This is a genomic window from Caenispirillum salinarum AK4 (assembly GCF_000315795.1).
Lineage (GTDB): Bacteria > Pseudomonadota > Alphaproteobacteria > Rhodospirillales > Rhodospirillaceae > Caenispirillum > Caenispirillum salinarum.
Genome location: NZ_ANHY01000002.1, coordinates 118,868 through 138,928 on the forward strand (window position 1 = coordinate 118,868; position 20,061 = coordinate 138,928).

At 68.1% G+C, this 20,061-nt stretch carries 13 protein-coding genes; 9 read left to right on the forward strand and 4 right to left on the reverse strand.

The genetic code is table 11. The annotated features are described in order from the left end of the window. The first annotated feature begins 2 nt into the window (after positions 1-2). Together prsK and prsR are read left to right on the forward strand one after the other, a co-directional pair. On the forward strand, positions 3-2,174 hold the full coding sequence (gene prsK / locus C882_RS00685; RefSeq protein WP_009538593.1) for an XrtA/PEP-CTERM system histidine kinase PrsK: 2,172 nt from the start codon (positions 3-5) through the stop codon (positions 2,172-2,174). A 1-nt stretch (position 2,175) separates the two neighbouring features. Then, positions 2,176-3,531 carry a PEP-CTERM-box response regulator transcription factor gene (prsR, locus tag C882_RS00690; RefSeq protein ID WP_009538594.1) on the forward strand — a complete coding sequence of 452 codons (1,356 nt, stop codon included), beginning with the start codon at positions 2,176-2,178 and terminating at the stop codon, positions 3,529-3,531. 96 nt (positions 3,532-3,627) lie between these two features. On the opposite strand, the gene C882_RS00695 is transcribed toward prsR, so the two are convergent. After that, the gene (locus C882_RS00695) at positions 3,628-4,869 is read right to left on the reverse strand and encodes a TIGR03087 family PEP-CTERM/XrtA system glycosyltransferase (protein WP_009538595.1); all 1,242 of its coding nucleotides are present in this window, start codon (positions 4,867-4,869) and stop codon (positions 3,628-3,630) included. Between the two features lie 251 nt (positions 4,870-5,120). On the opposite strand from C882_RS00695, the gene C882_RS00700 reads away from it, so the two are divergent. Beyond that, positions 5,121-8,933, forward strand: coding sequence for a hypothetical protein (locus tag C882_RS00700; RefSeq protein WP_009538597.1), 3,813 nt, complete (start codon positions 5,121-5,123; stop codon positions 8,931-8,933). A 17-nt stretch (positions 8,934-8,950) separates the two neighbouring features. On the opposite strand, the gene C882_RS22745 is transcribed toward C882_RS00700, so the two are convergent. Continuing rightward, a complete protein-coding gene (locus C882_RS22745) occupies positions 8,951-9,907 on the reverse strand; it encodes a glycosyltransferase family 2 protein (RefSeq protein WP_009538598.1) in 957 nt (318 codons plus the stop codon). Between the two features lie 321 nt (positions 9,908-10,228). On the opposite strand from C882_RS22745, the gene C882_RS00710 reads away from it, so the two are divergent. Further along, on the forward strand, positions 10,229-11,482 hold the full coding sequence (locus C882_RS00710) for a glycosyltransferase (RefSeq protein ID WP_009538599.1): 1,254 nt from the start codon (positions 10,229-10,231) through the stop codon (positions 11,480-11,482). A gap of 1 nt (position 11,483) precedes the next feature. After that, positions 11,484-12,545, forward strand: a complete 1,062-nt coding sequence (locus C882_RS00715) for a glycosyltransferase family 4 protein (RefSeq protein WP_043642773.1) — start codon at positions 11,484-11,486, stop codon at positions 12,543-12,545. Between the two features lie 104 nt (positions 12,546-12,649). Here the strand turns inward: C882_RS00715 and C882_RS22750 are convergent, their stop codons facing one another. After that, positions 12,650-13,393: a helix-turn-helix transcriptional regulator gene (locus C882_RS22750; RefSeq protein ID WP_160166756.1), complete on the reverse strand. Its 744-nt coding sequence runs from the start codon at positions 13,391-13,393 to the stop codon at positions 12,650-12,652. Between the two features lie 425 nt (positions 13,394-13,818). Between C882_RS22750 and C882_RS00725 the strand changes: the two genes are divergently transcribed. Continuing rightward, positions 13,819-14,568, forward strand: coding sequence for an inner membrane-spanning protein YciB (locus C882_RS00725; protein ID WP_009538602.1), 750 nt, complete (start codon positions 13,819-13,821; stop codon positions 14,566-14,568). Here the strand turns inward: C882_RS00725 and C882_RS00730 are convergent, their stop codons facing one another. Further along, positions 14,569-16,221, reverse strand: coding sequence for a helix-turn-helix domain-containing protein (locus C882_RS00730; RefSeq protein ID WP_009538603.1), 1,653 nt, complete (start codon positions 16,219-16,221; stop codon positions 14,569-14,571). It lies immediately after the preceding gene. Between the two features lie 210 nt (positions 16,222-16,431). Between C882_RS00730 and C882_RS00735 the strand changes: the two genes are divergently transcribed. From C882_RS00735 to C882_RS00745, 3 genes are all read left to right on the forward strand, one after another. Next, complete coding sequence (locus tag C882_RS00735; protein ID WP_009538604.1) at positions 16,432-17,778, forward strand: substrate-binding protein; 1,347 nt, start codon at positions 16,432-16,434, stop codon at positions 17,776-17,778. A gap of 99 nt (positions 17,779-17,877) precedes the next feature. Beyond that, on the forward strand, positions 17,878-18,894 hold the full coding sequence (locus C882_RS00740) for a branched-chain amino acid ABC transporter permease (protein WP_009538605.1): 1,017 nt from the start codon (positions 17,878-17,880) through the stop codon (positions 18,892-18,894). A gap of 1 nt (position 18,895) precedes the next feature. Continuing rightward, positions 18,896-20,059, forward strand: a complete 1,164-nt coding sequence (locus C882_RS00745; RefSeq protein ID WP_009538606.1) for a branched-chain amino acid ABC transporter permease — start codon at positions 18,896-18,898, stop codon at positions 20,057-20,059. The last annotated feature ends 2 nt before the right edge of the window (positions 20,060-20,061 follow it).

Genomic DNA, 20,061 nt, shown 5'->3' on the forward strand with positions numbered 1-20,061 from the left:
CGATGCTGGCCGGCGACTACGGCGACATCCTGAGCCTGGCCTACGGCCTGTGCGCCATCACCTTCCTGGCCGTGGCGGCCATCGCCCTGGCGCGGCGCCACCGCCTGCCGCCGGGGCGTGGCATCGCCGTGGCCGTGGCGGGCGCCGTCACCGCCGCCTGGGCCGCCGGAGCGGCGTTCGTCGCGCTACCGGCGGTCGCCGTCGTGATGCTGGAGGGCGTCCGTGTCGGGGCCTGGCTGGTGGTGCTGGTGGAAATCGCCCGCCTGTGGCGCGGCCGGCGCCTGATGCTGCGTGGGGCGGCCGTCATTCTCGGCACCGGGGCGGCGGCGGGCCTTTTGGCCGTGGCGGGACCGCTGCTGCCGGTGCTGGGAACGCTGTCGCTGGTCCCGGCGGGGCTGCTGGTGCTGGCGATCCTCGGCCTGGCGCTGATCGAGAGCATTCTGCGCGCCGCCGACGACGAGGGCCGCTGGGTGGTCAAGCACCTGTGCCTGGGGCTGGCCATCATGCTGGCCTTCGACGTCTTCCTGCTGGCCGAGTCCCTGCTGTTCGGCGGCATGGACGCGCAGCTTTACGCGGCGCGCGGCGCCGTCGGCGCCCTGTGCGCGCTGCCCGTCATGGTGTCGCTGTTCCGCAAGCCCGTTCCCGGCCGCCGCCTGCGGCCCTCGCGCGAGGTGGTGCTACGGTCGTCCATCGTCATGGCGGCGGGCGTCTACCTGCTGCTGATGGCGGTCGTCGGCTTCTGGATGCGCGACGCCGGCGGCGAATGGGGCGCGGTGACGCAGGTGGTGTTCCTGATCGGGTCGGTCCTGCTGCTGGGCTTCGTCTTCCTGTCCGGCGCCTCGCGGGCACGGCTGCGGGTGATGATCGCCAAGAACTTCTTCTCCCATCGCTACGACTACCGGGCGGAGTGGCTGCGCTTCACGCAGACGGTCGCCGGCGGCGAGGACGAGGGACCCGACGCCCTGCATCACCGCATCGTCCGCGCCGTTTGCGACATCGCGGAAGGCTCGAAGGGCGCGCTGTACCTGCACCAGGAGCGCGACCGGGCCTTCCTGCCGACGGCCTTCTGGAACCTGCCCGTGACCCTGCCGGCGCTGCCCGACGACGCCGCGCTGGTGGGCTTCATGCGGCGCCGCCACTGGGTGGTGGACCTGGACGAGATGCGCCGCCGCCCGGCGCTGTACGGCTTCGAGCCGCCCGCCTGGCTGGCCGAAGCCGACGCCTGGCTGGTGGTGCCGCTGGTGCTGCGGGGCGAGGTTCTGGGCATGGTGGTGGTGGCCGCGCCGCGGGTGCGCCGGCCGCTGACGTGGGAGGACTTCGACATCCTCAAGACCGTCAGCCGCCATGCCGCCGCCACCCTGGCGACGGAGCGCGCGCTCAACGACCTGTCGGACGCGCGGCGGCTGGAGGCCTTCAGCAAGCGCACGGCCTTCCTGGTGCACGACGTCAAGAACGTGGTCAGCCAGCTTGACCTGATGCTCAAGAACGCCGACCGGTTTGGCCACGAGCCCGAGTTCCAGAAGGACATGCTGGAAACCACCGCCGGCGCCGTCGAAAAGCTGCGCAAGCTGCTGGCGGAGCTGAAACAGAGCCGCGAAGAGGCATCCGCGGAGCCGGCGATGCCGGCCGCGCCGTCTGCTGCGCCGGCGCCCGCTGCATCCGCCGCCGGATCCGCCGCCGCGCCCGACCTGGCGCGCCAGGTGGCCGACGCCGTCACCCGCTGGCGCCGGCGCAAGCCCGACCTGCGCTGGCGCATGGAGGCCGAGGGCCTGGCCCTGCCGGCACCGCCGGCGGAACGCCTGGGCTCGGTCCTCGACCACCTGGTGCAGAACGCCATCGAGGCCGCCGGTTCCGACGGGCTGGTGGAGGTCGCCCTGACGCCGGCTCCGGGCGGCGACGGCGTGGCGGTGGCGGTGACCGACGACGGCGAGGGCATGGACCCCGCCTACGTCCGCGACCACCTGTTCCGCCCGCTCAAGACCAGCAAGGACGGCGGCTACGGCCTGGGCGCCTTCCAGAGCCGCGAGCTGGTGCGCGAGATGGGTGGGCGCCTGGATGTGACGAGCAGGCCCGGCATGGGCACGACCATGCGCATCGTCTTCCCCCTGGCCGGCGCCGCGCCGGCCGGAGCGGTGGGCGGGGATGCGCGTCCGGTCGCGAGGGAGGCTGTGTAACATGAGCACGACGACGGACGTGAAACCCATCCTCATGCTGGTGGAGGACGACGAAGGCCTGGCCAAGCAGCTTCGCTGGGCGCTGGCCGACCGGTACGACGTCCACTGCGCCATCGATCGCGCCGGCGCGGTGGCGCTGGCCCGGCGGGTGGAGCCGGCGGTGGTGGTGCTGGACCTGGGCCTGCCGCCGGACCCCAACGGCGCGTCCGAAGGGCTGGCGGTGCTGACCGACCTGCTGGCCTTCAAGCCGTGGCTCAAGATCATCGTCTCCAGCGGCAACGCCGAGCGCATCCACGCGCTGGAGGCCGTGCGCCTGGGCGCCTACGACATCTATCCCAAGCCCGTGGACATCGACACGCTGCGCCTGATCGTCGAGCGCGCCAGCCACCTGCACGCCCTGGAGGACGAGAACCGCCGCCTGGCCGCCTCCAAGGACCGCCGGCCCATGCTCGACGTGCTGGCCGAAAGCCCCAAGATGCTCGACGTCTGCCGCATGATCGAGCGCGTCGCGCCGTCGGACGTCAACGTGCTTCTGACCGGCGAGAGCGGCACCGGCAAGGAGGTGCTGGCCCGCGCCCTGCACGGCGCCAGCACCCGTGTCGACGGGCCTTTCGTGCCCATCAACGTGGCCGCCATTCCCGAGACCCTGCTGGAGAGCGAGCTGTTCGGCCACGAGAAGGGCTCCTTCACCGGCGCCCACAAAACGACCCTGGGCAAGATCGAGCAGGCCGACGGCGGCACGCTGTTTCTGGACGAGATCGGCGACATGCCGCACGCCCTGCAGGTCAAGCTGCTGCGCTTCCTGCAGGAACGGGTGATCGAGCGCATCGGCGGCCGCAGCCAGATCGCGGTGGACGTGCGTGTGGTCGCGGCGACCAACCGCAACCTCGCGGAAGCCATCGCCGAGGGCGCCTTCCGCGAGGACCTGTACTACCGCCTGGACGAGGTCGGCATCCACATTCCGCCCCTGCGCGAGCGGCCGGGCGACGCGACCCTGCTCGCCCGCCATTTCCTGTCGCGCTACGCCCAGGAGATGAAGCGCCCGGCGCGCGGCTTCACCTCCGACGCCTTGCGGGCGATCGCCGCCTACGAGTGGCCGGGCAACGTGCGCGAGCTGGAAAACCGGGTGAAACGGGCGCTGGTGCTGGCCGACGGCAGCCACATCACCGGCACCGACCTGCAGCTTGAGGAGGGCAGCTTCCCGACGCTCCGCATGGCGCGCGAGGAAGCGGAGTACGAGGCCGTGTCCAAGGCTTTGTGCGTCGCCGACAACAACGTCTCCGCGGCCGCCAAGCTGCTGGGGGTCAGCCGCCCGACGCTCTACGACCTCATGCGCTCGCTCAAGCTGCGGGACTGAGACCGGGGAAAGATCCCATCGTAGAAGTGCCGCCCGGCAAGGCTGACGGACCGCTGCGCCGGCTGCCGACAGGGCGGGCGCCGTACCGCCGCCGGCCTATTCGGCGGCGCCCCGTGCCTCTGCGGTGCCGTCTCCGTCGATCAGGACGTCGAAGGGCGCGAAGACGGTATCCCAGGCATGGTGGGCCTCGACGAACCGGCGGGCGGCCCGGCCCAGGGCGGCGGCGCGCGCCGGCGCCAGAGCCGTCTCCACGGCTTCGGCGAAGGCACCGGCAGTATCGGCGACGAGCACGTCGCGGTCCGGCGTGGCGGCGATGCCCGTCAAAGCGGCGGTGGTGGTGACGACCGGCCGCCCGACCGCCATGGCCTCCAACACCTTGTTCTGAATGCCGCGGGCGATGCGCAACGGTGCGACGCAGACGTCGGCGTGGTTGACGTAGGGCACCACCTCCGGCACCCGTCCGGTCACCATCACCCCCGGACTCTCGGCCAGGGCGCGCACCTCGCGGGCAGGGTTGGCGCCCACCACGGCGAACCGCAGGTCGGGCACGCGGCGGCGGGCGAGGGGGAGGATCTCGCGCGCGAACCACATGGCGGCGTCTATGTTGGGCGGGTAATCCATGTGTCCGACCATCACCGCCACCGGTCCGCCATCGCCGTAGGGAGAGGGAGCCGGATCGTCGGGCGTGAAGGTCGCCAGGTCGACGCCGTTGGGGATGCCGAGCACCCGCGCCCGCGCGTCCGGGCAGATGTGCCGGTAGACATCGGCTTCCGGCTCGGACACCAGCGTCACGACGTCGGCCTCGTCGCCCAGGCGCCGCTCCAGGCCGGCCACCTTGGCGGCCTCGCGGCGGTAGATCCAGCGCATGGGACCGGCGGCTTCGCGGGCGTAGTGGGCAAACTTCTCGCTGTCCACGTCCACCACGTCGGCGATCAGGCGGGGCGGGCGCGGCGCGCCCGGCGGCCGGTCCAGCACATAGGGCGCCATGTTGGAGGAAAACACCACTGCCGCCGCGGGCTGCACGCGCGTCAGCACGTCGTTCACCCAGTGCCGCAGGGCGCGGTGGCGGAAGTAGGCGACGCTCAACCCGCCTCCCGAAGCCAGCGCCGAAAGCGACCTCAGCCGGGCCCGGCGCCGGTCGATGACCGCGACGTGAAGGTCGGCCACCATGTCGCTCAGGGTGTCCAGGTGGCGCAGGTCGCTGGGATCGTCGAGCAGGCAGCCCAGGTGCACCCGGTGGTGCCGCAGCAGCCGCTTCATCAGGTGAAAGCTGCGGATTTTCTCCCCCTTGTCCGGCGGATAGGGGATGCGCTGGGTCAGGAACAGGACGTCGGCCATGAACGCTCGTGCCGGTTGCGGATCGGGAACAGGGGCCGCGGACGACCCGTCGCCATGGTAGCCGGAGGCCCCCGGCGCCTCAGCCGTTCACCCTGCTTAAGCGCGGGCGTATTCGGACTACCCCTCCGGCCGCAGCCGATGCCGCGGGCGCGAGGGGTAAGCCCAGTGGTGTACCGCCCCTGAACCGCCCGGCGGCGGAGGGCTCCTCCTATACTGGGCGCCGGCCAAACCATTGGCAGGGAGAGCTTTTCATGGCCGATGTCACCTTGCGCCATCTGCTTACGCCGGAACGGGCCCGCGCCGCCGGGGCCGCCTGGTACGCGCGGTTGATCGAGGCCGCCGGCGGGGTGCCGCCGGTGCCGGACCGCAAGCCGCGCAGGGCAGAGGGTGACGCCGTCGCGCGGTTCCGGGTGCGGAACGCGACGGACACCGACAGCCCGGACATGCAGTGGTACACCTTCGCACACCCCTTCAAGCCGGGTGACATCAAGGCCGGGAGCTATCCGCAGCCGCGCTTCGAGGGCGGCGTTCTGCCGCTGACATGGCAGCTTGATACCATGTGCAACAACCATGGTGACGGATCGTGCAATCTGGCCGCCTTCACCATCCTTCTGCCAAGGATTAAAGGGGGCGAGAGCCTCTTCGTGGACTTCTTCGAGTCCGCCGATGGCTCGCCGCCCGCCGGCGGTCTTATCGACGACCAACCGCTTCTTGATGACGATTACACTGTTGAGCTGGTCATCGACGGCGTGACGTGGACCGCAAGCCTGAACGACGGCTTCACCGGCAGGCACCGCGAGGTCCTGCGCGACGGCCCCGTCCTGAAGCGCCACCTGGTGACGGCCGCCTTCAAGGACCCGGACGGCAACGCGCATATGCATCTTTGGTGCCGCTTCTATGCGGACATCTACACGACGGGAGAACGGCGCGACGCCGAGGACAACTATCTTTGCACGACGGCGGTCATGGCCTCGCCGGTCAACGGAAACCTCGAGAACGTGCGGGCCTACAAGGAAGGCGACGAACGTTTTCATCCAGCGATCCTCGTGCGCCCCACGGCATTCGTGCTGAAGCGCGCCGGCACGCCGGTATGGGAGGCCAAGGAACGGGCGATGGAGGATCGCGACAACGACGGCCATGCCGAAACCCAGGTCGGATACCGTCCGCTGACCGGCCCCTTTGATTTCAATACCAATTCCGCAATCTACTGCACCGATGACGGCCTGCCGATATACGCTCCCTACTATCGCGGCATGGCTATCGAGCGGCCCGGCAAGCCGGTCGTTCACCACGAGTTCGACCGTGGCTATTCCTACGAAACCCGAGCGCACCCACCCTTCGACACCGATCCGACGCTCGCGAACTACACGACCGAGGTCGATCCGCAGTACGTGGCGGGACACCCCGGCCCCTATCCGAAGGACATCAACTCGGCCGGCGACTGGCCCGGCCTTGGGTTCATTCCGCGCTGGTCGGCACGCATGCTGACCACGTTCACGCCAAAGGACATCAACTCCGACCGCGTATACACGTTGACGTGGGGCAACTTCGTCAACACCCAGTTCTGGACAAGGCGCAACAAGGTCCCCGTCTTCTCCGACAGGGTCAGTCACGCCGGGCTTGACGATGTCGATGGGAAGTACACGTATTACGGGTGGGGCGAAGCCTCCATGGGCGGGCTGGCCTCCAGAGAGCGCAACGGCTATCACTCCGCCAACGGCACGCATAACCCCAATCCCGGCTTCTCTATGACTGTGTGGGCCGGCGACGAGTGGTTTCTTGATATCTTGCGCAGTGAAGGTCTTCAGGCGGTCGCCAACGAGACGCCGACCGACGGCGCGCGCTTCCGCTACAGCCACGACGGCCTCGACCGCCGATTTGAATGCTGCGTCTACGATTCCGAGATCCGCGCGATGGCGTGGGGACTGCGCTCGTTGTGCAACTGGTGGTGGGTCGAGCCCAACAAGAACCCCGAGGCCGGCTACGTCAAGCACATGCTGGAGCAGAACTGGATGGTGATCCGGGATGCGATCGACAACTGGCTTCCGCAAAAGGAGTCCTGGTCGGCGTGGCTCCGCGCATCTGGCAAGGACGACGGGCCGGGCCTGATGCCCTACGGCTTCGTCAACGACAGCATCAATCACGGCTACAGTTTCATGGGTGACTTCCTGGCCAACAGCGGCCTGATGTATGCGTGGCGGCTCGGCATCGCAGACGAAGCCGCCAGCGACCCATGGCGATTCGTCCAGCACTTCGTGAAGGGCGTACCGCTGTCGTCGTGGAACCCGGCTTACGGGGGACACCCGTACCACCTGGGATTGTACCGCGGCGACTGTCGCCCCAGCAACACCATTACGTCATTCGGCGAAATGACCATTACGGGGACGGACACGCATTATTGGACGAAGGATGCCGACAAGGGAGAAATCATACGGCCCGGCACCGTCAACAGCCCCGTCCAGTACGCCGTCATTCGGTGGGGCAATGCCAAACTGGCAAAGCTGATCGGTAGACAGTTCGGCGATGCCGACTTGGTCGCGCGCGCGTCTTACGTCGACGCCCTTTGGGACTCCTATGAGTTCGACAGCAACACTCAGCCGAGCGACTTCGCCAAGGACCCCCGGTGGATGTTCGCGAGCCGCGCGCCGGAACGTGAGTATGCGTCGTCGTTTCAGGATCACGCGGCCGCAAGACTGGCCGGCGCGCGGGAAGGCGAATGGATCCAGGTCAGCGACGATGCGTTCGGCCTGTACGATTCCATGCCGCACTTCGAGCAGACTGTAGACAGTGCAGAGAATGCGCCCTACTGGGGGTACCGCGCAATGCCGGTGCCGCCCAAGGGCAGCTACAACCATTTCAACGCCTTCGCCTTTTCATCGGGCGCCTGGATCAATGCGCGCAAACATTACGTCTTCACGGGCGGCGGCCATGGTGATTACCATTCGTCGTCAATAAACCTGTTTTCCCCTCGGACGGGGAAGTGGCTGCGCGTCGAGGACAGTCCGCGCTGGACGCTCTGGAAGGAAGAAGACCTGACGTCGCGCGGGAAGACGCCGCCGAGTTGGATAATCAACAAGCCTCAGTACCAGTTCGGCGCGTCGGCCGACGATCCCACCGACTGGGCCGCCTATTCCAATTATCTGCCGTCGACACTTTGCCCGCGCGAGAACATCCGCGGGCGGCTCGGGCCCACGGCGACGCATACCTACGGCTCGCTGACGCACTGCTACAACCCGGAGGTCGGCCTGGACATCGTGACATGCCAGGGAACGTACCCATGGTGGAACACGACCGCCGAGAACAACATGTGGGCGATCGACTCGTCAGGCGCCAAGTATCACTGGGATTCGTCACGCTCCTTCCCGATCAAGACCGTCAGAGGGGAAAGCGTGACCACTGATGGCGCCGACACCTGGTTCACGTTCGTGCCAGGAACGGAAATGGCGCTTTACGCCCGCCGGACAACCAATATGAGGCTTATCAACGTCGTGACCGGGGAGGCCCTCGTAAAGGTGGACGAGGCCGTCGTCGACGGCAACTGGACGAGAATGACGCCGCCTTGCGTCATTCCGAGCAGACGAACCGCCGGCGAATGGGATGCGGTCTATTTCGCCAAGCGGTCCGGAGGGCATCTTTGCGTGTCGGAACGGGTGAACGTCGTCATGCCGACCGGCGACCGCAGGATCCATACGCTTAAATATGACGGAACCTCATTCCCCGACCCGGCAGCATTCAATATCGCGGGCGGGTTCCACTGGCTTGGCGAACACATGCCCGAGGGCGACACGAGCCTTGACCACATCCTGGTCCTGATCGCGCCCCGGACAAATGATGCGCCCTGGTTCAGCCTGTGGATGGCGGACATTTCAAGCCCCGATCCTGCCCAATGGACCTGGGCCGACGTAACGCACGCCTTCGCGGCCCTGGGCGACGACAGGCCGGCACAGGGCGATCATTACCACAGGCGGTTCTGGTTCGATCCCGACTATGACGCTTTCTTCCTGATTCCCGCCAGGAACGGCCGGGTGTATGCCGCAAAGCGTCCGTCGATGATTGGCGGCTGAGCCGGTGCGCCTCCTCTTCAGGAGACCGCCGGGCGGCCGACATGCGGGCGCGGTACGACGGGTGCTAGGGGCTTGAGCGATCGGGCAACGGCGCATCGGGCCTCCTTCAGGCGGTAGAGCGCGGCGGCGCCGTAGGCGCGGTCCGCCAGGCAGGCGTACCGGCGGGCCCGATAGCACCATTCCACCTTCCTCAGGACGGCGCGGCGCTGGTCATCTGACAGATCCTGTTCGAGCAGCGCGAGGCAGGCGAGGGCGCGCCAGTCGTTCGTGTCCTGGCGCCGCGACCAGCTGCCCACGCTGTTGTTGTAGGTTCCGACATCGGCCTTCACAAAAAGGACGTCGTGACGAAGCGTGAGGCGGAGAAACAGGTTGTAGTCGTGCTGGCGCCAGATGCGTTCGTCGAACCCCTTGGCGGCGCGGAAGGCGTCGAGGCTGAACAGGGTGCTGCACATATGCGCGAGCGGGCTTTCCACGAAAGCCTCGAACGGCCGGCGCAGGCGGACGGCCGACCCATCGCCCGGGGGGAGCGCACGGCCGGCGGCGCTGCCGCGGATCGCGCCGGGCCGTTCCGTGCCGGCGGTCAAATCGCGCCAGATGAAGTCGCCGCAGATCATGCCGATGTCCGGCATCTCCCGCGCTGCGCGCAGGCGCACGTCGATCGCGCCGGGCAGCATGGTGTCGTCGGCGTCCAGGAAGGCCACCCATGTCGCGCTCGCCTCCCGCGTGCCGATGTTGCGTGCCGCCGCCGGACCCACGTTGGACGGCAGGTCGATCACCCGGATCGCCGGATGACGTCGCGACAGGCTGTCGAGCACCGCCCGGCCCTCGGGGCTCTTGTCGCCGTCGTTCACGATGATGATGCGCCCCAGGGAGAAGTCGCCCTGCTGCGACAGGACGCTTTCCACCGCCACCACCAGGGCGTGATCGGGACGGCCCACTGGCGTAACTACGTCGACGTCGGGGCGGGTGGTCATGGGCGATCTCCAGTTCGGTCCGGCAGGTGCGCGCGTATGGCGGGCGCCGAGGTTCAGCCATGGTAGCGCGCGACTATTTCCGCAAGGGCGGTTCAAATCGCGTAGAGCGCGGCCGTTTCTGGCGTACCGCCGACGGGATAGGCGGGTCCGGGTCACGGGCCGTTCAGGTGGGCGACCTCTTCCGGGACGTGCCCGGCGAAGGCATAAGCCCGGCGGCGTACAACATGCTCGCCCAAGACCCGTTTCGCGCCGCTGGCCTATAGTGGTCAGCCGTGGTGACGCCCGCGGACGACGCACCGGAACCCTCGCTGGTGGGAGGCCATGACCGTCCAGACACCCCTCGACACCACCCGCCGTCCACCGCCGCGCCATATCCTGCTGACGTCGGACTCCGGCCAGTTCGGCGGCATGGAGATGCGGATGATCGACGAGGCCCGCGCCCTGCGCGACATGGGCCATCGCGTCACCGTGGCCGTCGCGGACTTTCCCGGCCGCGACCGCATGGCCGACCGGCTGCGCGACCTGGACGTGCCGCTGGAGCATTACGAACCGGCGCGGGTTCTGAGCGACTACAACCACCGCTTCCGGGCGCGATGGCAGGCGGCCACGCGGCCCGAGACGGGGCTGGGCCGCTTCGCACCGGACCTGGTGCACGTCTTTTTTTCCTGGACCGACCAGGGCATCGACCACCTGTGGGCGGCCGGTCGCGCCGGGCTGCCGGCGGTGGCCAGCATACGCAACTCGTTCACGCCGTGGCCGCTGACGCGCTGGCATCGCCTGCACCTGCCGACGGCGTTCCGGTCGGTGCGGGCGCTGTACGGCGTGTCCGGGGCCGCCCTGGACTCCTTCGCGGCCACCTTCGATTCCTGGATACCGAACACTGCCCGCCGCACCGTCATTCACAACGGCGTCGATACCGACCGTTTCGTGCCGTCGCCGACCCAGCGTCTGCGCGCCCGCAAGGCGCTGGGCATTCCCGGCCATGTGCCGTTGGTGGGCAGCGTGGGGCGCCTGGCCGACCAGAAGCGGCCGCTGGAACTTCTGGAGGTATTCCGCCGCGTGCGCCGGCGGCTGCCCGAGGCCCGCCTGCTGCTGGTGGGGTCCGGCCACCTGGAGGCGCAGGTGCGCGAGGAGATCACCCGCACCGGCCTGACTGAGGCCGTCGTCATACTGCCCTTCACCCATGCGGTGGAGGCGCTTTATTGCGCCATGGACCTGCACCTGCTCATCAGCCGCAACGAGGGCTTCAGCAGCGTCATAGCAGAGGCCATGGCCTGCGGCGTGCCGGTCGTGGGCACCCGCGTGCCGGGCACCGAGGAGGTCATCCGCGGCACGAAGGCGGGCGCGCTGGTGCCGTTTGGTGATCCGGCGGCCATTGCCCGCACCGTCATCGACATCCTGGAAAGCGGTGCCGATGCCCGGGCACGCATGGGGCAGGCGGGGCGCGAGGCTGCGGTGATGCGGTTCAGCCGCGACGCCTGGCTGGCCCGCATCACGCGCTTCTACGCCGAGGTTCTGAACCCCGCCGCTCCGTCCGCCGCCGTCGCCGCCGCGCCACGCGGGAAGAGGGCCTGACATGCGGATCGGATTCTTAAGCTATCCCATGCTGTTCCAGCGCACCGGCGGGCTTCAGGTGCAGGTGCGCGAGACGCTGGCCGCCCTGCGCGCGCTGGGCGCCGATGCCGGATTCATGAATCCGTGGACGCAGGCGCTGACGGACTTCGATGTCATCCACCTGTTCGGCGCCATCAACGGCAACGAGCGGGTCGTCCAGGCCTGCAACGACGCTGGCGTGCCCGTGGTGCTGTCGTCCGTGCTGGGGCCGCCCTTCACCCGGACCGATGCCCGCCGCGCCCGGACCGCCGCGGCATTGGCCGGTCGGCTGACCGGCTGGGCGTCGACCACCAGTTACCGCCAGATCATGACGGCCCTGCACGGGGCCGATCGTGTCGTCGCGCTGGGGCGTCGGGAGCGCGACATGCTGGCCGACGGATACGATGTCCCCGCCGAGCGGCTGCGCGTGATCCCCAACGGCGTGCCGGAGCGGTTCTTTCAAGCGGCGCCGGACCTGTTCCGCCGCGTCCATGGCGCCGACCGCCGGTTCCTCATCACGGCGGCGAGCATCTCGCCCTACAAGGGCCAGTTGCGCGTCGTGAGGGCGCTTGCCGGCCTGGATCCCGACATCGACTACGTGATGTTCGGCCGCGTTGCCCGCGAGGACCGCGGCTATCTGGAGCAGTGCCTGCAGGAAGGGCGCGGCCGTGTGCGGTATCTGGGGGAACTGCCCTACGACGATCCCATGCTGCCGTCGGCCTATGCGGCGGCCGACCTGCTGGTGCTGCCCAGCCAGTCGGAGGTGATGCCGCTGTGCGTGCTGGAGGCCATGGCCTGCGGGACCCCTGCCGTGATGACCGCCCACCACGGCATGGATGTCGCGCCGCACCCCGGGCGCCTGGCCGAGGTCGAGCCGACTGATTCCGATGCCCTGCGGCGGGCCGTCGCCGGCCTCGTGAACGAGCATGAGCCGGGGCGCGTCATCAGCGCTGCCGTTGCCGGCTATTCCTGGACCGCCGTGGCGCGGCAGGTGCTGGATGTCTATCGCGAGGTGGCGGTGGCCGGGGCGGCGGTGTCCGCCTGACGACGGTCGTCCCCGGCCGGCTGTGGACCCGTCGGGTGCCGGTCCAGGACAGCCGCTCGATGGCGGCGATGCCGAATGCCTTTCCGGGTTCGGGCGACGGCGCCCTACGGCGCCTCGCTGTTGTTGTCCGGATGCGGACCTTCGCCCTCGGGCCCCGGCTGCGGCGGCATATCGCCAGGGCGGAAGGACCCCTCGGCGCAGTGGTAGAACACGGCCGCCTCGGTGCGGTTGCGCAGGCCCAGGTGGTCCAGGATGCGCTTGACGGTCCGCTTGACCTGCGGCTCGCCCATGTTGAGGCGCCGGGCTATCTGTTCGTTGGTCATGCCCTCGGCGATCAGGCCGATGACCTCCTGCTCCATGTCGTCCAGGCGGTGCAGGCGTTCCTGGCGGACGGCGTCGACGGCGAGCGTCGCGCGCGTGCGCCCGGGCAGCGTGACGAACCCGTCCAGCGCCATGGTCAGGGCCTTGCCCAGGCGGCGCGGAGGCAATTCCAGGAAGATCAGGTTGTCGATGAGATCGGCGTAGGGCGCGATCTCGATCATCTGGTCGGCCCGCGTCAGGAAGACCGTGGGCAGCCGCCCCGTGCGGCGCACCTGCGCGATGGCGTTGGACCAGGGTTCGTTGGCGACGCGGCTGGCCGAGGCGATCAGGACCGCCCCCTCTCGCCGTGCGGCCAGAAGGTCCGCCGGGCGATCCAGGAAGTACAGGGGGGCGTGCTTGACTTCGGCCACCAGCTCACCGAGAACGCCAAGGTCTTCTCGCGCCACAAGGCAGAGCAGCGCCCGGGGCCACTGCTGGGTCCCGTCCTGTCCGTCCTTGCCCGCGCCGCTGTCGTCCCTCTCGGCCATCTGGTTCATCCATTTCAACATCCATCGCACCTTACGCTAGGTCTTCCATGCCTTAAGCGTAAATCACGCTTGCGGCGGCACATCCGTTATTTCGGCTTACGGTCCATTCACACTCGCGAAGTACGTCGGCAAAATTTACAAATCGGATTGTCGAACATTTTTACAGTTTCCTTTAACGAGACTGGAGAAGGGCGGCGGACCCTGGTAATTCGACCAGAACTGCTCCTATCGATCACGGGCTGCTGCCATGCTTCTGCATCGTTCGCTCGTCTCCGCCCCGGCGTTCGCGATTCCGCGGTTGTCTTACGCTTGCGGAGCGTCTCGGCGCTATGACGAACGTCATAACTAGCCCTTTGGTCGCCTGACTTTCGGCATATTAAGGGCGAGTATGCGCCTTTCTCGCCGTGCAACGCTGTGACCTTTCGGTGGACATCACGCCGAAAGCCGCGCCGGCGGGCCTTGCGCCGACGAAGGCGGGCGCGCGGGCGGCCCGCTTGCGGCAGCCCGTCGAAACCCGACCGCGTTGCTCCGACATGCGAGACACGTCCGACGCTGCCACGCCTTCCGCCCGTGCCCGCACCGGCCAAGCCGACGGCCGGTCCGGCGGCGGAAGGCCGTCGTCATGGCGCCTTGGCGCCACGGTCGAGCGCATCGCGTTGGAACTGGGCCCCGCCCTCGCGTTTTTCCTGGCGGTGCGGTTCTACGATATCTTCGCCGGCACCATTGTCCTGCTGGTCGCGGGCGTGCTCTCCACCGCCGTGAGCTGGATGCGCCAGCGCCGGGTGCCGGTGGTGCCGTTCGCGAGTCTGGCGCTGACGGGGATGCTGGGCGGCGCCACCCTGATTCTGGAAGAGGGCCGCTTCATCAAGATGCGGCCCACCATCATCAATGCCCTTACGGCCTTGGTCCTGGCCGGTGCCCTGGTGAGGGGACGCATGCTTCTTCGCAGCGTGCTGGGGGCGGGGATCGAGGCTGAAGCGGCGGCCTGGCGGCGGGTGACGATCGGCATCGTCCTGTTCCTGCTGGCACTTTCCGTCGCCAACGAGATTGTCTGGCGCTCCGTCAGCACCGAAGTCTGGGCGGGCTTCAAGGCCTTCGCCATCCCGGCGCTGGATGCCCTGGCGTTCTGGCTGGCCTACCGCCACCTCCGGCGGCACGCCTGTCCCGCGGATTGATCACCCGCCGGTCGTCGCCCATTGCGGCGGCGTGGCGGCGGGCTGGGCGCGCTGGCGGCAGGTCTCGCGCGGGCATTGGCGGCAGGAGACGCCGACGGGCACCTGCGCCGCCGCGTCGTCCAGTGCCAGGCCGTCGCCATAGACCATCGACGGCGCGAACGCCGTGTCGCAGCCGATCATCACGGAGTAGACGCTGCGCGGCGCCCGATAGCCGCCGGTGGTCTTCTCGACGGTCCGGGCGACGAGCAGGTAGCTGCCCCCGTCGGGCAGGGCGACAAGCTGGGTCGTCACCCGCCCCGGCGTCAGCAGCGCCTCGTGGATGGCCCAGCGCGGACAGGCGCCGCCGTAACGCGGCAACTGCAGGCCGGAGGCGGAAAAGCGCTTGGAGATGTTGCCGGCGATGTCGGTGCGCAGGAAGTGCAGCGGAATGCCTTCCTGCCCCGGCCGGCGCAGGGTGGTGAGGCGCTGGCACATCTGCTCCCAGCTTGCCGCGAACCGCTGTTGCAGAAGCTCGACGTCGTACCGCAACTCAAAGGCGGCCTCCACCACCGCATCGTATGGAAACATGAGCGCCGCCGCGTAGTAGCCGGCCAGGGCGTCGCGGGCCTGGTCGCGCGCCTCTTCCGTGCTGAGCAGGCCGGTGTCCAGGTGTCGGTCGACCACGTCGGCGGCCTCCAGGCGGCCGACGAGGCGGGCGGTGAGAAAGCGCGCCGTTGCCGTCGGCAGGGCGCGCGACAGGTGCAGCTCTCGCGACTCCGCGTCCCATGCCGCCGGCGCCGCTGCGGTCGCGTCGGGCACCACGCGGCGCACGGTGACGCCATGCCGCTCCTCCAGGTGGCGCAGAAGGTCGGCCAGCAGCAGGCCGCCGGAGCGGTCGATATCCCCGCGCGAGGCATCGGCGGCGTCTTCCAGGGCCGGGAAGTGGTTGCCGTGCTCGTAGAACAGCTCGTCCACCTCCTGCGCCGGCGAGCTTCCGGCCGAGTCGCCGCTGCCGCTGGTGAGGAAGCTGAACATTTCGGTGGCGATGTCGGTGAGCTGACGGCTGTCCCCCACCAGAGTCTGCACGAATGTCTGGCGCTCCGTCTCGTCCAGGTCGCCGTAGTCGCGCAGGATCTCGGCAAACGACCGGATCGAGGTGATGTGGGTGAGAATCCGGTGGCTGGTCTGCGCCAGGTAGGGGTCCTGGCTGACGCGCTCCGACAGGGCCTCCACGTGCTCTGACAGGGCGTCGACCTTTTCCTCGTTGCGGCGGTAGGCGGCGTGCAGGGTGGCGAAGGCGTGCAGCAGGTCGGGCGCCACGCCCATCACCGCCGGCATGGCGTCCAGGTCCAGGTCATGGTCGCGGAACAGGGGCTCGGCCGCCGCTGCCCGCAACTGCGACAGCATGCGGCTCTCCTCCTGACCCGTCAGGTCCGACGACGGCAGCCCCAGCGCGTCCGCCAGGCGCAGCAGAAGGGCGCCGGCGATGGGCCTCTTGTTGTGCTCGATCATGTTCAGGTAGGCGGGCGAAATGCCCGCCGCCTCCGCCAGGGCGACCTGCGTCATGCCGCGCGCCCGGCGGCTGGAGCGGATGCGGTGGCCGATGAGCGGCGCCTTGCGATCGGCGGCGGAAACGGGCGGTGCGGCGGGCGGCGACGCGGGAAGGCGGACCATGGTGTTTTCACACATTCACAAATTGTGGCGCTGCAATACGGGCATTTTTACAAAATTTATCAAGCGATGCGAGCGCTGATTGACCCCTCCTGCAGCGGCTCACATACTTCGCCGGAACAAAAAAGCGACAAGCTTTCACCCCGCTGATGGCTTGGGAGCCGCCAACAAGGTCCGGCCATCGCAAACGTCCAACAAGGGAGGACCCGACATATGTCGGACACGTTCCATTTCACTCGTCGTGGGCTTTTGAAGACGTCCGCTTTCGCCGGCGCCGCGCTGGCGACGCCGCACCTGTTCACGCGCAATGCGTTCGCGCAGGGCAACGCCTTCCGCAACGACCCCTCGAACAAGAGCACGGTGACCCTGGGCTTCAACGTGCCGCAGACGGGTGCCTACGCCGACGAGGGTGCGGACGAACTGCGCGCCTACCAGCTGGCCGTCAAGCACATCAACGGCGAGGGCGACGGCGGAATGCTCAACACCATGAAGCCGCTGGCCCTGCAGGGCAACGGCATCCTGGGCAAGAAGGTCGACTACGTCACGGGTGACACGCAGACCAAGTCCGACGCCGCGCGTGCCGCTGCCAAGCGCATGATCGAGAAGGACGGCGTCATCATGTTCTCCGGCGGCTCGTCCTCGGGCGTGGCCATCGCGCAGCAGTCGCTGGCGCAGGAAATGGGCGTCGTCTTCATGGCCGGGCTGACGCACTCCAACGACACCACCGGCAAGGACAAGCGTCGCTACGGCTTCCGTCACTTCTTCAATGCCTACATGTCCGGCGCCGCGCTGGGTCCGGTGCTGAAGGAGCGCATGGGCACCGACCGTCGCGCCTATCACCTGACCGCCGACTACACCTGGGGCTGGACCCAGGAAGAGTCCATCAAGAACACCACCGAGGCGCTGGGCTGGGAGACGGTCAACGCGGTGCGCACCCCGCTGGGCGCCGGCGACTTCTCGCAGTACATCACCCCGGTGCTGAACTCGGGCGCGGACGTCCTGATCCTGAACCACTACGGCAAGGACATGGTCAACTCGCTGACCCAGGCGGTGCAGTTCGGCCTGCGCGACAAGCAGGTCAACGGCAAGGACTTCCAGATCGTCGTGCCGCTGTACTCGCGCCTGATGGCGCAGGGCGCGGGCGAGAACGTCCAGGGCATCGTCGGTTCGACCAACTGGCACTGGTCGCTGGAAGACGAGGGCTCGAAGGCCTTCACCAAGTCCTTCGGCCAGGAATACGGCTTCCCGCCGTCGCAGGCCGCCCACACCTGCTACGTGCAGACCCTGCTGTACGCCGACGCCGTGGAGCGCGCGGGCACCTTCTACCCGCCCGAGGTCATCAAGGCGCTGGAGGACTTCGAGTTCGACGGCACCGGTAACGGCCCGACCCTGTACCGCGGCGCCGACCACCAGTGCTTCAAGGAAGTCCTGGTCGTGGAGGGTAACGACAACCCGTCCAGCCAGTTCGACCTGCTGAAGGTGGTCAAGCAGGTGCCGCGCGAGCAGGTGATGTACGATCCGTCGATCTTCGGCGGCGAGCTGGGCCCCTACGAGGTCTAAGGCAGACCTCCGGTCCTATCACGGCTTGAAGAGCGCCGGCCGCCGCGGCCGCGGCGGCCGGCGTTGCCGTATCCATTTACTCGCGAAAGCTCGGGATCCATGGACGCATTCCTTCTTCAGATCCTCAACGGTCTGGACAAGGGCGGGGCCTATGCGCTCATCGCCCTTGGTCTGACCCTCGTCTTCGGCACGCTCGGTGTCGTGAACTTCGCCCACGGCGCGCTGTTCATGCTGGGCGCGTTCGTCGCCGTCGCTCTCCAGAACCTTCTGACGATCTCGAAGCAGGTCAGGGACGAGAGCGTCACCTTCTTCGAGGCGTACAAGGAGACGCCTTACCTGGAAATCTGGCTGGGAGACACGGGGCTCGCCATCATCGACTACGTGGTGCCGATCTCCATCGTACTGGCCATTCCGGTGATGCTGCTCATCGGCTTCGTCATGGAGCGCGGGCTGATCCAGTACTTCTACAAGCGCACCCACGCCGAGCAGATCCTGGTGACCTTCGGCCTGGCGATCGTGCTGCAGGAGATCATCAAGGCCTGGTTCGGCGCCAACCCGATCCCCATGGCGGCCCCCGACGCCGTGTCGGGCAGCGCCGCCATCGGCTCCGCCCTCGGCCTGGGGGATGCCGTCGTCTATCCCTGGTGGCGCCTGTTGTACCTGCTGTTCACGCTGTTCATCGTCGGCGCGGTCTTCGCCTTCCTGAACCTGACCACCTACGGCATGGTGGTGCGCGCGGGCATGGCCGACCGTGAAACCGTCGGCCTGCTGGGTATCAACATCCAGAAGCGGTTCACCCTGGTCTTCGGCATCGCCGCCGTGGTCGCCGGCCTGGCGGGCGTGATGTACACGCCGATCCTGCCGCCCGACTACCACATGGGCATGGACTTCCTGGTGCTGTCCTTCGTCGTCGTCGTCGTTGGCGGCATGGGCTCGCTGCCGGGCGCCGTCGCCGCCGGTTTCCTGCTGGGCATCCTGCAATCCTTCGCGTCCATGAGCGTGGTCAAGGACGTGCTGCCCGGTATCGACCAGATCATCATTTACCTCGTCGCGGTTGTCATTCTGCTCGTCCGGCCGCGTGGCCTGATGGGCCGCAAAGGGGTGATGGAGGCTTAACATGCTGATGGAATCGCCCCGCAAGGACTACATGATCATGGCGATCTTCACCGCCGTGGTCCTCACCATGCCGCTGTGGACGGCGCCGTTTGGCGCCTCCTATCCGGACCTTCTGCAGAAGTTCGCCATCTACGGCATCTTCGCGGTCGGCTTCAACCTGCTGTTCGGCCTGACCGGCTATCTGTCGTTCGGCCACGCCGCCTTCCTGGGCGTCGGGTCCTATGCCGCCGTCTGGTCGTTCAAGCTTCTGTCCATGAACGTGCTGCCGGCGATCGTCTTCGCCATCCTGATCGCGGCGCTGTTCGCGGTGCTGATCGGCTTCGTGTCGCTGCGCCGGTCGGGCATCTACTTCTCGATCCTGACGCTGGCGCTGGCGCAGATGTCCTACAACATGGCCTATTCGGTGCTGACCCCGATCACCAACGGCGAGACGGGCCTGCAGCTGGAACACGGCGACCCGCGCGTGCTGGACTTCGCCTTCGGGGCCGAGGAAACGGCCGGCCTGCCGTCCACCAACCTGTTCGGCCTGGAAATGAGCGGCTGGCCCGGGTTCTACTTCTGCGCCGTCGTGCTGATCCTGGCGTTCTTCCTGTCGCTGCGCATCTTCAAGTCGCCCTTCGGCCTGAAGCTGCGGGCCATCAAGTCGAACCAGAACCGCATGATGTACACGGGCTACAACACCCGGCCGCACCTGCTGCTGGTGTTCGTGATCTCGGGCATGTACGCCGGTCTGGCCGGCAGCCTGCTGGCGGTGACCGACCCGCTGGCCGGGGCCGAGCGCATGCAGTGGACGGCGTCGGGCGAGGTAGTGCTGATGACCATCCTGGGCGGTGCCGGCACGCTGGTGGGCCCGCTGCTGGGCGCCGGTCTCATCAAGTACTTCGAGAACATCTTCTCGGCCATCAACGAGGGTGTCCTTCACAGCGCCTTCTCGTTCCTGCCCGACTTCCTGAACGACTTCCTGACGTTCATTGTCGCGCCCTTCGTGGGCGAGGGCTGGCACCTGACGCTGGGCGCCCTGTTCATGGCGGTCGTCATCTTCCTGCCCGGCGGCATCATGGAAGGCATCCGGCGCCTGACGGGCCTGGCCAAGCGCACCGCAAGCCATCGCGGCGGCAAGGGCTCCGCCCGCACCGGCGGCCCCGCACACTCGGCCGAGGGATAAGA